This is a genomic window from Azospirillum lipoferum, from assembly GCF_024170005.1.
GTDB classification, from domain to species: Bacteria; Pseudomonadota; Alphaproteobacteria; order Azospirillales; family Azospirillaceae; genus Azospirillum; species Azospirillum lipoferum.
The window spans coordinates 303036-319967 of record NZ_JALJXJ010000002.1 but is presented as its reverse complement, the minus strand read 5'-3'; the positions used below and the strand labels follow the sequence as shown (position 1 = coordinate 319967).

Genomic DNA, 16932 nt, shown 5'->3' with positions numbered 1-16932 from the left:
CGGAGCCCAAAGAACCGGTGTCCGGGCCGTCCCGCCTCTCCGCTTCGCTTCCGGGCCTTCTGGCCGGACTGGCCGGCATCGGCACCCTTGCCGGCCTGTTTGCCACCGGACAGGCCGGCTGGCCGGTCGCCGGCGCGCTGGCCGCCGGAGGGCTCGCGCTGTGGAGCGCCCGGCGCGCCGGGGCCGCCGCCACCGCTCTGGCCCGTTCCGACGCCGCCCTGCGGCAGGCGACGGACGAGCTGGAGGGGCTGCGCGACCGGTCCCGCGACTTCGCCGCGGTTTCCCCCGGCTGGTTCTGGGAAACCAGGTTCGACCACCGCTATCTCTCGCTGTCGGGCGGGTTGGCCACTCTGCTCCGCTGCGATCCGCGGACGGTGTTCGGCGATTCCCTCCTCGATCTCGGCCTGCTGGTCGCCGACGAGGCGACCTGGGCCGAATACCGCGCCGACATCGAGGCCGGCCGGCCCTTCCGCGATCTGGAGGTGAGTTTCGAGGGGGTGGACGGCCGCGACCTCGTGCTGCGGCTCAGCGCCGTGCCGGTGCGCGATGCCGACGGGCGCTTCCGCGGCTATCGCGGCTGCGGCGTCGATGCCACCGCCGAGACGCTGGCCCTGGTGGAGGCGCGCTTCATGCAGGCGGTGGTGCATGACGCCATCGACAGCGTGTCCGAAGGCTTCGTGCTGTTCAGCGCCGACGGGCAACTTCTGATCTGCAACGAGCAGTACCGCCGCGCCTATCCCACCATCGCCGACATGCTCACCCCCGGCCGCAGCTTCGCCGAGATCCTGCGCGCCGCCGCCGAGCGCGGCGGCTACGAGGGGGAGGGCGACATCGGTGCCTGGGTGGAGCAGCGGCTGACCCGCCATCTCCAGCATTCCGCCCCGGTCGACGGCCGGCTGTCCGACGGACGCTGGTACCGCATCAGCGAGCATGCCACCGGCACCGGCGGCGTGGTGAAGATCCTGATGGACATCACCGAGCTGAAGACGCGCGAGGAGGAATTGGCCGGCAAGACCGTCCGGCTGAAGCAGACCGTCGGCGCCCTGCGTGAGAGCGAGCTGCGCTACCGCCAGCTGGTGGAACTGGCCCCCTACGGCATCGTCATCTGGGACCGCACCGCCATCCGCTTCGCCAACGGCGCCGCCGCCGCGATCCTGGGCGTCGCCGCCGACGGGCTGGAAGGCCGGCCGCTCGCCGGGTTTCTGGAAGATGGCGGGGAGGAGGGCGAGGCGCTCGCCGCGACGCTCGCCACCGCCGCCACCGCCGTCAATGGTGAGGAACGGCGCCTGGAATGCGATGCCCTGCGCCCGACCGGCGAGCGCCGCCGGCTGGAAGTCGCGGCCAGTCCGGCCGTCTATGGCGGCGGGCCGGCGGTTCTGCTGGTGCTGAACGACATCACCGACCGCCGCCGGGTGGAAGGCGAGCTTCAGCGCGCCCAGAAGATGGAGGCGGTGGGCCGCATGGCCGGCGGCATCGCCCATGAATTCAACAACATGCTGACCGCCATCGGCGGGTTCGCCCGGCTGGCCGAGCGCAACCCGGCCGATCCCGACCGCGTGCTGACCTGCGTGCAGGAGATCGCCAAGGCATCGGACCGGGCAGCCGCGCTGACCGGCCAGCTTCTGGACTTCTCCCACCGCCGCGTCACCGACGAGCGCGAGGTGGTGGCCGTCGCCCCGCTGGTGCGCGACCTGCGCGTCTTCCTGAAGCCGCTGCTCAGCGCCGGCATCGACGTGGCGATCCTGGCCGACGACGACAGGGCCCATGCGCTGGTCAACCCGGTGACGCTGAACCAGGCGCTGCTGAACCTCGCGCTGAACGGGCGCGACGCCATGCCCCATGGCGGCACCCTGACCATCGCCTTGACGGTGGAGTCGCCGGACGAGCCCTTCTTCGCCCGCCACCGCGGGCTGAAGCCGGGCCGTTATGTCGCGATCCGCGTCAGCGACCAGGGGCCGGGCGTGCCGGCCGGGATCCGCGACCGCATCTGGGAGCCCTTCTTCACCACCAAGGAACCGGGAAAGGGCACCGGGCTCGGCCTGTGGATGGTCTATGGCACGGCGCAGCAGTCCGGCGGTGCGGTCGAGTTGGAGGGGGAGGAAGGCCAAGGCGCCAGCTTCGCGCTCTATCTGCCCGCCGTCGACCCGCCGGCATCCCCGGCCGGGCTCGACCCCCTGTATGTGGCGGAGGGGGAGGGGGCGGTCATCCTGCTGGTCGATGACGAGGATTCGGTCCGCCGCTATCTCCGCCTCGTGCTGGAGGAGGCCGGCTGCACGGTGGTGGAGGCGTCGGACGGGCAGGAGGCGCTGGACCGCTACGACGAGGCCGGCGGCCTGTTCGACGCGGTGGTCAGCGACGTGTCGATGCCGCGGATGAACGGGCTGGAGCTGGCCCGCGAACTGGAGACCCGCAACCAGCTTCTGCCCATCCTGTTCCTGACCGGCTATGCCTCGCGCGAGATGGCGGCCGGGCTGACGGCGCAGGACGGGCGGCAGATCGTGATGAAGCCGGTGGCGCCGGAACGGCTGCTGGGCGCGCTTCGCGACCTTCTGGCCGTGTGAGAGCGGCGATGGAGGCATCCCGTCACGGCACCCAGCCGGCGGAGCCGGCCCCGGAGGAGGCGGAGGGATCGGCTCTGGCCTCCTGCCGCGAGCCTGCCGATTTCTATACCCCGGCCGGCCGGGACGGCGTCGGCCGCTTCTGCCGCCGCTTCCTGGACGAGAACGCGCTGACCGCGACGGAGCTTCTGCACCACCCGCGCCATCAGACTGCGCTGTCCAACACCGCCACCTTCGTCGCCATCCTGACCCAGGCCGAACGGGCGATGGACCGGAAAGGCGGCATGACCCCGCTGGTCAACGAGATCGCCCGGCTGACGCGCGAACGGCTGAAGGAGAGCCCGCCGCCCGAATTCCTGGCCGACGCCTATCCCGGCACGGCGGCGGAACTGCTGTCGGCCGGCGGCTTCCTCGGCCGCTTCCTGCTCGACGCCGCCGTTACCCAGCACATCGCCGTCTGCCGCAGCTTCGCCGAAAAGGCGGCGGCCTTGCTGGATCTTGCCGAGACCACCGAGCATCCGGACGCGCTGGCGCCGGTGGAACGGCTGCTCGGCGAGATCCTGCTCAGCGATACCGGCACCGCCTCCTGCGCGCGCGACGCGCCCTTCGCGGTGCTGATCGACCTGATCGTGACGCTGATCGCCGCCGACCGGCCGATGCCGGACGAAGCCCCGCCGGTGTTCCGCCGGCTGGACGCGCTGATGCGCCGGATGCCGATGGCGGGACTGCGCGACGCGCTGGCCGCCGCCTTCCGCCGCGAGATGGCCAAGCCGGCCTGCTTCACCATCGCCAGCGCCGGCGATATGTTCGGCATCGAGGCGGTGCAGCGCGAGATCCTGGCGCTGAGCGACCTGTCCGCCCGCCTGCGCGACCGCGAGGGCGCCTATGCCGGCGGTGCCCGGACCGAGGCGGCGCTGCAACGGCGCACCGCGTTGCTGGTCAACGAGGACACGGTCCCGGAGATCACCCGCGGCCGCAACTTCGTGCAGAAGCTGCGCATCCTGTTCGTGCTCCAGAAGATGCCGCTGTCGCCCACCGCGGCCAAGGCGGTGGCCGATTACCTGAAGAGCTTCTTCGACAGCCGCGACTTCGCCGGCCGGCTGCTGGACTGCTGGAAGGAGCGGAACGAGAAGCTGAAGGGGCTGGCCGAGGTTCAGCGCATGGTGCTGTCCAGCGCCTTTCCGGAGGAGGAGCGGGAGTATCTCGGCGGCCAGCTCGACGACATCCAGAACGCCTTCCTGCGCACCCAGCGCGTTCTGGCTCCGCTGATCCAGGCGAAGGACGACCCGCCGGCCGACAGCGTGCTCGACATCGTCCGGCTGGCGGGGGAGGGGGCCTTCTGTACCGGCAAGAGCCGGCTGGCGGTGGCCCGCGTGCTCTACCGCCACTGCCACCGGCCGCGCTTCGTCCGCCATGTACTGCTGAACGCGCCGGGCCCGAAGGAACGGGCGGCGCGCGCCGGCTGGCTGCGCCAGTCGCTCGCCATGGTCGGCGTCCCCTTCATCGACCTCGCCGCCCAGCGCGTGCTGGTGGTGGACGACGAATCCGGGCCGCGCGCCTTCGTCACCTCCGTCCTCCAGGAACTCGGCATCGGCCAGGTCGACACCGCCGCCGACGGGCAGGAGGCGCTGGAACGTTTCCAGGCCGACGGCGCCGCTTACGACCTGATCGTCTGCGACTGGATGATGCCGCGGCTGAGCGGCCTCGACCTGCTGAAGCAGGTGCGCGAGGCGCGCAGCGATCTGCCCTTCCTGATGGTGACGGCGCTGGCGACGCTGGAGGCTGTGAAGAAGGCGCTGGCCCATCAGGTCAGCGGCTATATCGCCAAGCCCTTCACGCCCGACCAGCTGGAGGAGAAGATCTTTCTGGTCCTGGCGCAGAAGGGCGGCGGCGAATAGGGACGTCCGCTTCATCGGGCTGTTGTGGTGGGGAGACCTTTATGGAAGGAGCCCTCCCATGGCAGACGAGAAGCCCGGAAACACCCTGTCCAACGAGCCGGACCGTGACATCGCCGACCCGCTTGAGGCGGCCAGGAAGGTGTCCGACACCGGCAAGCCGATCACCCCCGACACCGAATCGGCAAAGCATATCGACCGCCCCGCAGAGAAGGGCAAAGCCGGGAAAACGAGTTGAGCGGATGAGTTCGTGGAGCGGTGGAAGGTGCCCTCTCCCGTCCCGGGAGGGGGCCTTTCCCTCACCGCAACTCCAGCCCCGCCTGTTTGAAGGCGCGGGTGAGCGCGTCCACGATGGCCGGGTCGACTTCACCCGTGCCGTAATCGAGGTTCATCACGGCGTACCACGGAACGCCAGCCTTGTTCGCCAGCATCCGTGTCGACCAGCCAAGCCGCAGGCGTGCCTCTTGGCACTGCGCCCCGGTCATGATGCGTCGACTCCACACGTTAGCGTTCGCCTTTCATACCCTTGCCCCCGGTCCGCTGCGGGGCGCCCGAACGGCCAGGCCCGTCCGCAACCTGGGGCTATCCACAATTGTGCAAGAATTTGGCCCCCTTGTCATGTGTCGGTTTGTTGCAGGGCGAAACGCTCTGCTTTGCCGGATTGTCATGGGAGGCAACTCGGGGATATTTGATGAAAAGCACGTAAAGTCCGCCCAACCCTCTATATACCCCTTATAACCGGGGGGACTTGGTCAACAGGGCGCCTGCTGGGTCGAAGCTGTAACCCGGCAAGGCAGGCATGACGTTTTTTTGACGTGCGCTTTCCGGGACGCCTCTCACCCTGTACGGTTGCAGGCCCGTTCGTCCCGTCAGCCGATGCCCGTCAGCCGATGCCCGTCAGCCGATGCCCGTCAGCCGATGCGTTTGGCGAGCAGGGTCAGGTTGCGGCGGCCCTCGTGCCGGTGGCTGGCGCGGTCCATCATCCGGCCCACCAGGAACACGCCCAGCCCGCCGACCCGGCGGCTTTCCAGGTCGCCGTGCAGGTCGGGTGGCGGGGCGTCGGTGAAGGGATCGAAGACGCCGGCATCATCTTCGATCTCCGCCCGCAACTCCTGCCCCTCGATCTCCAGCCGCACCCGGATTTCATGCTCCCCCGCATCATCATCACCATCGCCGTACCCATGCGAGACGATGTTGGTGACGAGTTCGTCGAGGCAGAGATTGAAGCGGAAGGCGAGGTCGGCGGGCAGGCCGTTGCGCGAGACGAAATCCTCCACCGCGGCGGCGAGCCGCCCCAGTTCGGACAGCTCGCCGCGCAGGACCATCTCCAGGCGCCTTGCCGCCGCACCCTCCATCCGCTCCGCCTCCGGGTCACACTTTTTCTCCTATGCGTCCGGCTATCCCGGGGCGCGAAGGGAGGGTCATTCTTGACCGATGGCGTCGTCGTGACAATTCCTCGACCACCGGCTGGGGAGGTTGAACGGGTGGCGGCAGGGGGACAGACTCGGGCGCAGGGGATGGACCACAACGCCAGGGCGATCGGAATAAAACCGGTTCGCGTGCTGTTGGTGGGACGGAACCCCCGGGGGACAATCGACGAAGGTGCCGGCGCCATGTCCATGCTTGCCAAGCCCACGCTTGCCACGCCCACGCTCTGGACCCGGATGAAGGCCGAACTGGGCGACAGCGACGCGCAGTTCCGGCTGGCGGAGGCCCTGCGGACGGCCGACGTCGCCGCTTCGGTCTCCTGGTACCGCCGCGCCGCCCGCCAAGGCCATGTCGCGGCCCAGACCATGCTCGCCTTCCTGCTGGCCAACGGCATCGGCGTGGAGGCGGACCCGCGCCGGGCAGTGTCCTGGTATCGCCGTGCCGCCGCCAAGGGCGATGTCGGAGCGCAGAACAATCTCGGCTACATGCACGAGCATGGCGCCGGCGTGCCCTGCGACCCGGCGAAGGCGGCGCTGTGGTACCGGTTGGCCGCGCTCCAGCACTCCGCCCCCGCGCAGGTCAATCTTGCGCTGCTGCTGCTCGATGGACGCGGCGTCGACCGTGACGAGGCCGAAGCGGTGCGCTGGCTGCGCGCCGCCGCCGAACAGGGTCATCCCGCCGCCCAATACCGCCTTGGCCTGTGCCTGCGCGAGGGCGTCGGCTTGGCCTGCGACCCGGCCGAAGCGGCGCTTTGGCTGCAAGCCGCGGCGGCGGCCGGCGACCGTGACGCGCTGGTGGCGCTGGCCGAACTGCGCCAGACCGTCCTTCCGGACTGGGCTCCGGACTGGTCCGACGGCGCCGAGGACGATGGAGAGACGGTGGAGTGGCGGCCGGAGCAACGCCCCATGCAGGAGGTGCATGCCGGCGCGATACCGCCGGGCTGAGCCCCGTCGCTCCACTCTGCAACTCATTGGGGAAATCTGGAGAACGGCTTGCCGGGTCCGGATGAATGGCGATTCATCCGTGACCGCAATTTCCTGCCGCGTTGCGAAGGCATCGTCGGGCGTCCGCCGACATGCTATAACTTCGAACGTGGTAGGAAAGGGCAGAGGCCGGGTATGAATATCACCGAGCAGTCGGTCGGCGGCGTCACCGTGTTGCGGGCGGACGGGCGGATCGACAGCGGCACCGCCGCCGCCTTCGAATCCGCGCTGCTGTCCGTCATCGGCGAGAACGGCACGCGGATCGTTGTCGACATGGCCCAGCTTTCCTACATCAGTTCTGCCGGGCTTCGGTCCCTGCTGGTCGCCGCCAAGGCGGCCCGGGCAAGGCGGGGGTCGATCGTTCTGTCCGCAATGGCGCCGCATATCCGCGAGATGTTCGACGTCAGCGGTTTTTCGTCCCTGTTCCAAATCCATGCCGACGCGGCTGCGGCCGTCGCGGCACTGGAAGGGTGAGGGACGCGCGTAGACTTCCGCCGGCTGCGGCCGGCATTTCGATAAGGCGGTTCCCAAAAAGGAACCGGGTGCATGATGGGAAGTGCCATTCGCCCCAACATCCTGGTCGTCGAGGATTCCCCGGCCGTGCGGATGTCCGTAGCCGGATATCTGGAGGGGCGCGGGTTCGACGTGACGGAGGCGGAGAACGGACGGGCGGCGATCCGCGCCCTCGACCGTTGCAGTTTTGACCTGATCGTCACCGACGTGCTGATGCCGGAAGTGGACGGGATCGAACTGATCAAGGCCGCCCGCAGCGCGCAGCCCGACGTGAAGATCCTCGCCATGTCCGGCGGCGCGCCCAATATGCCGGCCGGTTATCTGCTGAAGATGACCCGCATGTTCAATGCGGATGAGATCATCTACAAGCCTTTCCTCAACGAGGAGTTGGGTGCCGCGGTCGCCCGCCTGCTCGACCAGTCGCTGCCAAATTAAGCAGATCGAGGTCTCTGCCCAATAATAGGGCGTAAAAGAAAACGGCTTCGGTGCATGAAGCGCCGAAGCCGCAAGTGATGCGTGGAACCAACCGCGACCCACCTCGCAAGCCTCGTGCCAGAACTCCGCACTTTCCCTCGGACCGGTCCGTAAAATTCCGGAACGCCGCCGGAGCGCCCCTGTTGTTCGGGACAACGGGCGTGCCCACGCCATGCGTGCGGCTGCCCGCCATCCAAGAATCCTGAAAAGAGGGAGCCGACCACGATGGCGCAGTACGAGAATCGGTGGCGAGGCGAAGGCCGCGACTGGCGCGACGACGACCGCGAACCCAACCGGCACCGCGACTGGGGCGAGGCCCCGCGCCGCACCGGGGTCTATGACCAGGATGACAGCCGCCAGCACGAGAGCATGTACCGCACGCAGGCCCACCGCCACCAGGACGACCAGGGCCGCGACTACCGCGACGCCGGCTATGGCGGGCGCGTCGGCAATGAATCGGGCGGCTATGGCCGCGATTCCTATTACGATGACAATCGCCGCGACAACTCCCGCGAGATGGAGCGCGTCTATGACCGCAGCTTCGGCGGCGGGCGCGACATGAGCCGCGGCGGCTATGGGGCCGGCTATGGCGGGCGTTCGGGGTCCAGCGGCTATGGCGGCTATGCCGGCGCCGGCAATGCCGGGACCGAGGGCAACTACACCAGCCGCGATATCGGCAGCGCCGATTACCGCGATCGCGATTACGGCGTCCGCCCCTATGGCGAAGGCGCTCAGGGCGTGCGCGGCCGCGGTTCGCTCGGCTACGGCGGCCGCGAGTATGGCGAGCGGAATCTCGGTGACCGCACCTATGGGAGCGGCGACTACCGCAACCGCGATTACGGATCGCGCAGTTATGGCTCCCGTGATTACGGCTCTCAGGGCGGCGGTTACGGCGGCGGATACGAATCCAGCCGTGACCGTGGCGACTGGGACCGCGGCGACATGAGCCGTCGCGACTTCGGCGGCGGTTACCAGCGCGACGACTATCGCGACCGCTCCTGGGGCGAGGACCGCGGCGGCATGTACCGCAGCCAGGAAAGCCGCGGTTATGGCGAGAATCGCGGCCGGGGCGAGCAGCGCGGCTTCTGGGAACAGGCGGGTGACGAGATCGCCTCCTGGTTCGGTGACGACGATGCCGAGCGCCGCCGGCACGAGGACCAGATGCGCGCCTCCCGGCATCGCGGCCGTGGCCCGCGCGGCTACAGCCGCTCCGACGAGCGCGTGCGCGAGGATGTCAGCGACCGCCTGACCGACGACGCCTACATCGACGCCTCCGACATCGAGGTTTCAGTCAGCGGCGGCGAGGTGACGCTGACCGGCATGGTCCCCGACCGCAACACCAAGCGCCGGGCCGAGGATGTCGCCGAGTCCGTCTCCGGCGTGTCGCATGTGCAGAACAACCTGCGTGTCCGCAGCCAGACCGCAGGCCAGACCGGTTCGAACTGGGGCAGCTCCACCGGCGCCGGCGCGTCGGCGATGGCGACTGCGGGTGGCATTTCGACCTCCGGCACCGGTTCCTCGTCGATGAGGCCCGACAACAGCGGTTATCAGGGATCCGACACCACCACCGCGGGCACCGCCGGCGGTCTCGGCGTCGGTACCGGCAGCAACACCGGTTCCAGCGCCCCGTCGGTCACCGGCACCGGCGCCGGTACCAGCGGCGGTCCGGCCGCGGCATCGGCGGGCACCGGCTCGATGGCCGGCTCCACCACCGGCGTGACCGGCTCCACCGGCACCGGCCGCTCCTCGACCACGCGAAGCTGACCTCAAGCCATCAGATTCTGCTGACGAGTTCAGTTGACGGGGCGCGAAGCCCGGCCTCCCAGGCAAAGCGGCCTGAGGAGGCCGGGCTTCGCGCCCTTTTTTCGTGTGCGCCAAACGCGCGATCACTCCACAAACGGGGTAATCATTTTTGCACGAACTGTCTTGCGCAATATCGATTGCGTGGCTAAACGGAGTTGCATGTCAGCCTTTTCTTCTTCCTGACTGAAAATCTGCCTGCAATCGATCCGTTCAGAACAAACGACGGCGCCATCAGCCCGGCTATTCGGAATGGTGATGACTGGTTTCGGGACCAGGATGACTTCGAGCCTTGATTGTCCGTATCCTCAAGAGGAGGAAAACATGCCGTCGAACACCCATTCAACGACCGATCAGTCCTATGATCGGGTAAGTATTGCCTTCCACTGGATTACCGTCATCCTCATTCTGGCGATCTTCGTGCTGGCGCTGTTTCCCGGCTTGGTCAAGGGCTCGATCGCGCTGCACAAGTCGCTGGGGCTTACGGTGCTTGCCCTGGTGCCGTTGCGGCTCCTCTGGAGGTTCACCGCCGGGCGCCAGCCGCGCCACAACGGGAACGATCCGGCGATTCTGCGTCTCGCCGCCGGCGGCGCGCATGCGGCCCTGTATCTGCTGCTGCTGGTGACGCCGCTGCTCGGCTGGATGTTCGTCGACGCCAAGGGCATGGAACTGAGCTACTTCGGCATCAAGATGCCGGCGCTGGCCCTGTACGACCGGCCCTTCGCCTGGATGGTCTATGCCTGGAAGAGCTGGGTCGCCTACGGGCTGCTGGCGCTCATCGTCGCCCATGCCGGCGCTGCCATCGGCTACCACGCGATCATCCGCCGCGACGGCGTGCTGCGCTCGATGATCCCGGGCCGCCGCCTCCCCGGCGTTTCCGCCTGACCCGCGCTCCAAGGAAGCTCTGCCCATGCGTTCCGTCGTTCCGCTGCGCCGCCTGTGCGCCGCCGGCCTGTTCGTCCTCGCCTCCGCCACCGGTCCCGCGGTTGCCGCCGACAGCCTGGAAACCTACGCCGCGGCGCTTGCCGCCTCGCTGGCCAAAGCCTGCCCGATGGCCTCGCCGGCCGACACCGCCGCGCACGAGGCCTGCCGCAAGGCCATCGGCCAGGGCGCCGAGGCGAGCATGCGCGACTACACCTTCCAGTTCGGCGGCGATCAGGTCGGCAAGCGCATGAAGGACAAGAAGACCTCGGTCTTCCGCGGCGACCTGTACCAGGACCTCTACATGTCGCTGTACATGTACACCGGCAAATCCAGCGTCTTCACCGCGCCGGACGGCTCCCGCGGGATCGCCGTGCAGGCTTATTTCCGCAACGGGCTGCCGCCGGGCCGTTATCCCTACCCGTTCTGGCACACCGATGGCGACAACAACGCCAACGACAAGTGGGATGCCTACGAGACGGCCAACGAACTGCGCTTCTATTTCGACAAGGACGGGCGGGTCTATTACGCGTCGCGCTCCGATGCCGGTTCCGAGGACAATCGCGGTCCCTACACCCATGTCGATCGTCCTACCTTCGTCGGCGAGTGGATGTGGCGCGACGACAAGGGCACGGCCCAGCCGGTGGTGACGCTGTTCTCCGAGGCCTACAGCCCCGACAACCCGCATCTTCCTGCGCTGGATGCCGCCTATCGCAAGATGGCGATCAATTTCCGCAACGCCGACTGCACCGTCTGCCATCAGCCGGAAGGCCATCGCAAGATGAACAAGCTGACGCTGCTGCAAACCCCGATGCACGCCGCCACCAGCATCGACGCGGTGCTGGACGAGGTGCGCAGCGGCAAGATGCCGGTCGACGACTACAATGATCCCAAGCCGCTCAACCCCGCGCTCAAGACCTCCCTGCTGACGGACGGCGAGGCGTTCCGCAACCTCCTCAACCTCGCCGACGGCTGGGAACGCACCAACAACCGGCCGAAGGCGCGCAAGCCGGTTACGAACTGAACGATTGCGCGCATCATTGTTGCGGGCGGACTCCGGTCACGGCGGAGCCCGCCCGCAACCATTCTCCCGACTGATCCTGGCAGGCCATTTTCCCGGGGCGCAGGGGCCGAACCGCAGCGGAAAACAGCGGTTTCCTTCAGATGACGCGGAATTCATTTTTCTTGGCGACTGGTTCCTTGACACTCTAAGGAACTCGACTATCGTCAGTTTTTGAAACCCGTGAGTTCCATTCATGCCTCTTGATGCGGAAGAGATACCCGACTGGCGCGCTCGGCGGCGTGAGGTGATCCTTACTGCCGCGGCGGAGCTGTTCGCCGGCCGCGATTACGCCTCTGTCCAGGTGGAGGAGGTGGCGAAGCGGGCCGGCGTCGGCAAGGCCACGCTCTATCGCTACTTCCCCTCCAAGGAAGAGCTGTATCTGGAATCGCTGGAACGCGCGCTGGGCGGGCTGGAGCACAAGCTGAACGCCGAACTGGCGCCGCAGCAGGTCCCGGCCTCCGTCCGCCTGTCGGCCATGGTGTCCGCCCTGGTCGGCACCCTGAGCGAACAGTTGCAGACGCTGAAGCTGCTGGGCGGCGACCAGTCCGATCTGGCCGACCGCACCCGCCGCATCCTGCGCCGCCGCAGCCAGCGCACCGCCACCGCATTCCAGCAGGTGCTGGCCGACGGCATGGAATCCGGCGAGTTCCGCAAGATCGACCTGGAGATCGTGCCCCTGCTGATCATCGGCATGGTCCGCGGCGGCATCATGCAGCTGGGCGAGCGCCCGCGCGAGGCGCTGGAACGCTCCGTCATCGACATCCTGATGTCCGGCATCACCAATCTGCCCCCCTTCATCTAAGCCTGTGCCGGCCCCTGGCTCCGGCGTTTGGAGTCCCATAGGATGAGACGGTTTTTCTGGGTCCTGCTGGTTGCCGCCCTGATCGGCGGCGGCGGGTACTATTGGTATGCGACGCACAAGGACGGGGCGGGCAGCAAGACGGCAGCGGCGGACGCCCCGAAGGCGCCGGCCGGCGCTGGCCGCACGGTTCCAGTGGTGACCCAGACGGTGGCGACGCAGGCGGTGCCGGAACAGATCGTCACCATCGGCAGCGTCCAGCCCATTGCCGCCATCGCCATCAAGCCGCGTGTCGACAGCGCGGTCGAAACGGTGGCCTTCACCGAAGGGCAGGAGGTGAAGACCGGCGACACGCTGTTCACCCTCGACAGCCGCTCGCTCGACGCCCAGCTGCGTCAGGCCCAGGCCAATCTGGAGCGCGACCGCGCCAACCTGGAAAAGGCCAAGGGCGACGTGAAGCGCTATGCCGAGCTGGTGCGGACCAGCGCCATCTCGCGCACCACCTACGACGCCGCCGTCGCCACCGCCGACGCGCTGGAGGGCACGGTGAAGGCCGACCTCGCGGCGATCGAGGCGGCGAAGGTCTCGCTCAGCTTCACCCGCATCACCGCGCCGATGGACGGCCGCACCGGTGCGGTGAACGCCAAGGTCGGTGCCATGGTCCGCGCCGCCGATGCCAACCCGCTGGTCACCCTGACCCAGCTGCGCCCGATCAACGTCTCCTTCAACGTTCCGGAAAAGCATCTGCCGGCGATCCGCGCCGCCATGGCCAACGGCTCGCTGCCGGTGACCGCCAGCATCGCCGGCGGCCATGGCCAAAATCCGGGGGGCGAAAAGGCCGAAGGCAAGCTGTCCTTCGTCGACAGCCAGGTCGACCAGCAGACCGGCACCATCCTGGTGAAGGGCGAATTCCCGAACGCCGACACCCGGCTGTGGCCGGGCCAGTTCGTCGACACCGTCCTGACCCTGCGGGTCGAGCAGAACGCCCTGACCATTCCCGATCTGGCGGTGCAGACCGGCCAGAAGGGCCGCTTCGTCTATGTCGTCAAGGCCGACGAGACGGTGGAGGTCCGCCCGGTCACCGTGGAACGCAGCCATGGCGGGCTCAGTGTCGTCGCCTCCGGCCTGAAGGCGGGGGAGCGGGTGGTGGTCGACGGCCAGTCGCGCCTGTTCCCCGGCGCCAAGATCACCGAGAAGGCCGGCGGCAAGCCCGCGGCTCCCACCAGCGGCGGCGAGACGGCCGAGGGGGGACGCCAGCAGGGGTCCGCCACCCAGGACGCCGCGGCCCGCAGCACCATAACCCAGGGCAAGAGCACCGGGGGTGCCACGTGAACCTCTCCGAACTCTGCATCCGCCGTCCGGTGATGACCATTCTCCTGACGGCGGCCCTGGTGCTGAGCGGTCTGGCGGCCTACCGCCAGCTGCCCACCGCGGCGCTGCCGCGGGTGGATTTCCCGGTGGTCAGCGTCACCGCCACCCTGCCGGGGGCTTCGCCGGAGACGATGGCGGCCTCGGTCGCCAGCCCGCTGGAGCGCGAGTTCTCGACCATCGCCGGCATCGACACCATCACGTCGAACAGCACGCTCGGCAACACCAGCATCACCATCCAGTTCGTGCTGGAACGCGACATCGACGCGGCGGCGGCCGACGTGCAGGCGGCCATCGCCCGCACCCAGCGCCGGCTGCCGGCGGAGATGACGACCCCGCCCAGCTACCGCAAGGTCAACCCGGCCGACCAGCCGATCCTGTTCCTGTCGCTGAATTCGCCGACCCTGCCGCTGGCGCAGCTGAACGACATCGCCGAAACGCTGATCCAGCCGAAGGTCGCCACCCTGCCGGGCGTCGCCCAGGTGCAGATCTACGGCTCGCAGAAATACGCCGTGCGGGTGCAGGTCAACCCCAACGCCCTGGCGCTGCGCGGCATCGGCATCGACGAACTCCAGAAGGCGCTGGCCGCCGCCAACGCCAACACGCCGGTCGGCACCCTGACCGGCCAGCAGCAGCAGCTGGTGATCGCCGCCAACCCGCAGCTTCCCGACGCCGCCGCCTTCCGCCAGCTGATCGTCGCCTACCGCAACAGCGCGCCGGTGCGTCTCGGCGACGTTGCGCAGGTGTTGGACAGCGTCGAGAACGATCGCACCGCCAGCTGGCTGAACGGCACCCGCAGCATCATGCTGGCGGTGCAGCGCCAGCCCGACGCCAACACGGTGGAGGTGGTCGACCGCGTCCGCGAGCTGGTCCCGGTGTTCCAGACCCAGCTTCCGGCCGCCGCCGCCATCCAGGTCGTCAACGACCGCTCGGAATCGATCCGTCAGGCGGTGGAGGACGTGCAGTTCACCCTGGGCCTGACCATCGTTCTGGTCGTGATGGTGATCTTCCTGTTCCTGCGCCGGCTGTCCGCCACGCTGATCCCGGCGCTGGCCGTGCCGATCTCGCTGATCGCGACGGCCGGCGGCATGCATCTGCTGGGCTTTTCGGTCGACAACATCTCGCTGATGGCGCTGACCCTGGCGGTCGGCCTCGTGGTGGACGACGCCATCGTGATGATGGAGAACATCGTCCGCTATGTCGAAGAGGGGATGAAGCCGTTCGAGGCCGCCATCAAGGGCGCCCGCGAGATCGGCTTCACCATCCTGTCGATCACCCTGTCGCTGGTCGCGGTCTTCATCCCGATCCTGCTGATGGGCGGTGTGGTCGGGCGGCTGTTCCACGAATTCGCCCTGGTCGTCACCATGTCGATCGGTGCGTCGGCCTTCGTGTCGCTGACGCTGACGCCGATGATGTGCTCGCGCTTCCTCACCCACAACCACGACCAGAAGGAGGGCTGGTTCGGCCGCATGCTGGAGGGTGGCTTCTCAGCATTGCTGAACGGCTATGCCCGCACCCTGCGCTGGACCCTGCGTCACCGGCCGCTGATGGGGCTGGTGATGATCGCCACCGTCATCGGCACCGCGCTGTTCTATCAGGCGATCCCCAAGGGCTTCTTCCCGACCGAGGATATCGGCCAGATCCAGGTGACGACGGAGGCGCGGGCCGACATCGCCTTCCCGTCGATGGCCGAGCGGCAGCAGCAGGTCGCCGCCATCATGAAGGCCAACCCGGCGGTGGTGGACGTCATCTCCTCCGTCGGCGTCGGCGGCAGCACCGGCAACCAGGGCCGCATGTTCATCACCCTGAAGCCGCGCGACCAGCGTGCGTCGGCGACGGAGATCATCCAGCAGCTCCGCCGGCAGGTGAACGGCATTCCCGGCATGGCGGTCTACATGCAGCCGGTGCAGAACCTGCGCATCGGCGGCCGTGCGTCCAAGAGCCTCTACCAGTACACCATCCAGGGCCTCGACCTGGACGAGCTGTACCAGTGGTCCGGCCGGCTGGAGCAGACCCTGCGCGGCATGCCCATCCTTCAGGACGTGACCAGCGACCTTCAGCTGAACAACCCGCAGGCCTATGTCCACATCGACCGCGAAAAGGCGGCGACGCTGGGCCTCGGTGTCGATCAGGTGCGCTCGACCCTCTACAGCGCCTTCGGCCAGCGGCAGGTCTCGACCATCTACACCCCCAGCAACGACTATCAGGTGCTGATCGAGCTGGAGCCGAAATACCAGGGCGACGACGCTTCGCTGTCGCGCATCTATGTCCGCTCCACCACGACGGGCAAGCTGGTGCCGCTCGACGCCTTCGCGCGGGTGGAACGCACCGCCGGCCCGCTGGCGGTCAACCACCAGGGCCAGCTTCCGGCCGTCACCCTGTCCTTCAACCTGGCGCCCGGCGCCTCGCTGGGGCAGGCGGTCGACCTGATCCGCGCGTCGGAGCGGGAGATGGGCCTGCCGCCCACCATCACCACCGGCTTTGCCGGCACCGCCCAGGTGTTCCAGGACGCCCAGGCCGGTCAGGCCCTGCTGCTCTCCGCGGCGGTGCTGGTGATCTACATCGTGCTGGGCGTGCTGTATGAGAGCTTCATCCACCCGCTGACCATCCTGTCCGGCCTGCCGTCGGCGGCCATCGGCGCGCTGGCCACGCTGATGCTGTTCGACACCGAACTCAGCGTCATCGCCATCATCGGCATCCTGATGCTGATCGGCATCGTGAAGAAGAACGCGATCATGATGATCGACTTCGCGGTGGATGCCCGGCGCAACGGCATGTCGGCGCGCGACGCCATCGAGCAGGCCTGCCTGCTGCGCTTCCGCCCGATCATCATGACCACCATGGCGGCGATCATGGGCACCCTGCCCATCGCCATCGCCCATGGTGCCGCGGCGGAACTGCGCCAGCCGCTGGGCCTCGCGGTGGTCGGCGGCCTGTGCGTGTCGCAGGTGCTGACGCTCTACATCACGCCGTCGCTCTACCTCTACATGGAGGATTTCGGCCACCTCATGGGCAACCTGTTCCGCAGCCGCAAGGCGGACATTCCCCACGGCCCGATGCCGGCCGGCGGCGACGATTGAGCGGCGTTATGCCCCTCACCGTACCCGAGCCTATCCCCTTCCCCCCCGGG

At 68.2% G+C, this 16932-nt stretch carries 14 protein-coding genes; 12 read left to right on the top strand and 2 right to left on the bottom strand.

Annotation, left to right across the window (positions count from 1 at the left end; all coding sequences use genetic code 11):
• Positions 1-17 precede the first annotated feature (17 nt).
• The 3 genes from J2848_RS05370 to J2848_RS05360 are packed head-to-tail and all read left to right on the top strand — an operon-like array spanning position 18 to position 4691.
• Entirely contained in the window at positions 18-2561 is a 2544-nt protein-coding gene (locus J2848_RS05370) for a response regulator (RefSeq protein WP_246193695.1), read from the top strand.
• A gap of 8 nt (positions 2562-2569) precedes the next feature.
• Complete coding sequence (locus tag J2848_RS05365) at positions 2570-4456, top strand: response regulator (RefSeq protein ID WP_149230120.1); 1887 nt, start codon at positions 2570-2572, stop codon at positions 4454-4456.
• A gap of 58 nt (positions 4457-4514) precedes the next feature.
• Entirely contained in the window at positions 4515-4691 is a 177-nt protein-coding gene (locus tag J2848_RS05360; RefSeq protein WP_170306953.1) for a hypothetical protein, read from the top strand.
• 61 nt (positions 4692-4752) lie between these two features.
• Here the strand turns inward: J2848_RS05360 and J2848_RS05355 are convergent, their stop codons facing one another.
• A complete protein-coding gene (locus J2848_RS05355) occupies positions 4753-4938 on the bottom strand; it encodes a hypothetical protein (protein WP_149230121.1) in 186 nt (61 codons plus the stop codon).
• Positions 4939-5364: 426 nt separating this feature from the next.
• The gene (locus tag J2848_RS05350) at positions 5365-5808 is read right to left on the bottom strand and encodes an ATP-binding protein (protein ID WP_211103055.1); all 444 of its coding nucleotides are present in this window, start codon (positions 5806-5808) and stop codon (positions 5365-5367) included.
• Positions 5809-6066: 258 nt separating this feature from the next.
• Between J2848_RS05350 and J2848_RS05345 the strand changes: the two genes are divergently transcribed.
• From J2848_RS05345 to J2848_RS05305, 9 genes are all read left to right on the top strand, one after another.
• Positions 6067-6825, top strand: a complete 759-nt coding sequence (locus tag J2848_RS05345; protein WP_246193696.1) for a tetratricopeptide repeat protein — start codon at positions 6067-6069, stop codon at positions 6823-6825.
• 174 nt (positions 6826-6999) lie between these two features.
• Positions 7000-7338 carry an STAS domain-containing protein gene (locus tag J2848_RS05340; protein ID WP_149230122.1) on the top strand — a complete coding sequence of 113 codons (339 nt, stop codon included), beginning with the start codon at positions 7000-7002 and terminating at the stop codon, positions 7336-7338.
• Positions 7339-7410: 72 nt separating this feature from the next.
• Positions 7411-7812, top strand: coding sequence for a response regulator (locus J2848_RS05335; RefSeq protein ID WP_149230123.1), 402 nt, complete (start codon positions 7411-7413; stop codon positions 7810-7812).
• Positions 7813-8076: 264 nt separating this feature from the next.
• Positions 8077-9615: a BON domain-containing protein gene (locus J2848_RS35865; protein ID WP_149230124.1), complete on the top strand. Its 1539-nt coding sequence runs from the start codon at positions 8077-8079 to the stop codon at positions 9613-9615.
• Positions 9616-9975: 360 nt separating this feature from the next.
• Positions 9976-10536 (top strand): cytochrome b, encoded by a 561-nt coding sequence (locus tag J2848_RS05325; RefSeq protein ID WP_170306954.1) that lies wholly within the window; start codon positions 9976-9978, stop codon positions 10534-10536.
• Between the two features lie 25 nt (positions 10537-10561).
• Positions 10562-11596 (top strand): hypothetical protein, encoded by a 1035-nt coding sequence (locus J2848_RS05320; protein WP_149230126.1) that lies wholly within the window; start codon positions 10562-10564, stop codon positions 11594-11596.
• Between the two features lie 283 nt (positions 11597-11879).
• Positions 11880-12437, top strand: a complete 558-nt coding sequence (locus J2848_RS05315) for a TetR/AcrR family transcriptional regulator (RefSeq protein ID WP_246193697.1) — start codon at positions 11880-11882, stop codon at positions 12435-12437.
• 42 nt (positions 12438-12479) lie between these two features.
• The gene (locus J2848_RS05310; RefSeq protein WP_149230128.1) at positions 12480-13766 is read left to right on the top strand and encodes an efflux RND transporter periplasmic adaptor subunit; all 1287 of its coding nucleotides are present in this window, start codon (positions 12480-12482) and stop codon (positions 13764-13766) included.
• On the top strand, positions 13763-16882 hold the full coding sequence (locus J2848_RS05305; protein WP_149230129.1) for an efflux RND transporter permease subunit: 3120 nt from the start codon (positions 13763-13765) through the stop codon (positions 16880-16882). The genes J2848_RS05310 and J2848_RS05305 overlap by 4 nt, the downstream gene beginning before the upstream one ends.
• Positions 16883-16932 lie beyond the last annotated feature (50 nt).

Bases quoted from the DNA above. Each gene is read 5' to 3' on its own strand.
- J2848_RS05365 (WP_149230120.1), top strand. From the start codon at position 2,570: ATGGAGGCATCCCGTCACGGCACCCAGCCGGCGGAGCCGGCCCCGGAG.
- J2848_RS05360 (WP_170306953.1), top strand. From the start codon at position 4,515: ATGGCAGACGAGAAGCCCGGAAACACCCTGTCCAACGAGCCGGACCGT.
- J2848_RS05355 (WP_149230121.1), bottom strand. From the start codon at position 4,938: ATGACCGGGGCGCAGTGCCAAGAGGCACGCCTGCGGCTTGGCTGGTCG.
- J2848_RS05350 (WP_211103055.1), bottom strand. From the start codon at position 5,808: ATGGAGGGTGCGGCGGCAAGGCGCCTGGAGATGGTCCTGCGCGGCGAG.
- J2848_RS05345 (WP_246193696.1), top strand. From the start codon at position 6,067: ATGTCCATGCTTGCCAAGCCCACGCTTGCCACGCCCACGCTCTGGACC.
- J2848_RS05340 (WP_149230122.1), top strand. From the start codon at position 7,000: ATGAATATCACCGAGCAGTCGGTCGGCGGCGTCACCGTGTTGCGGGCG.
- J2848_RS05335 (WP_149230123.1), top strand. From the start codon at position 7,411: ATGATGGGAAGTGCCATTCGCCCCAACATCCTGGTCGTCGAGGATTCC.
- J2848_RS35865 (WP_149230124.1), top strand. From the start codon at position 8,077: ATGGCGCAGTACGAGAATCGGTGGCGAGGCGAAGGCCGCGACTGGCGC.
- J2848_RS05325 (WP_170306954.1), top strand. From the start codon at position 9,976: ATGCCGTCGAACACCCATTCAACGACCGATCAGTCCTATGATCGGGTA.
- J2848_RS05320 (WP_149230126.1), top strand. From the start codon at position 10,562: ATGCGTTCCGTCGTTCCGCTGCGCCGCCTGTGCGCCGCCGGCCTGTTC.
- J2848_RS05310 (WP_149230128.1), top strand. From the start codon at position 12,480: ATGAGACGGTTTTTCTGGGTCCTGCTGGTTGCCGCCCTGATCGGCGGC.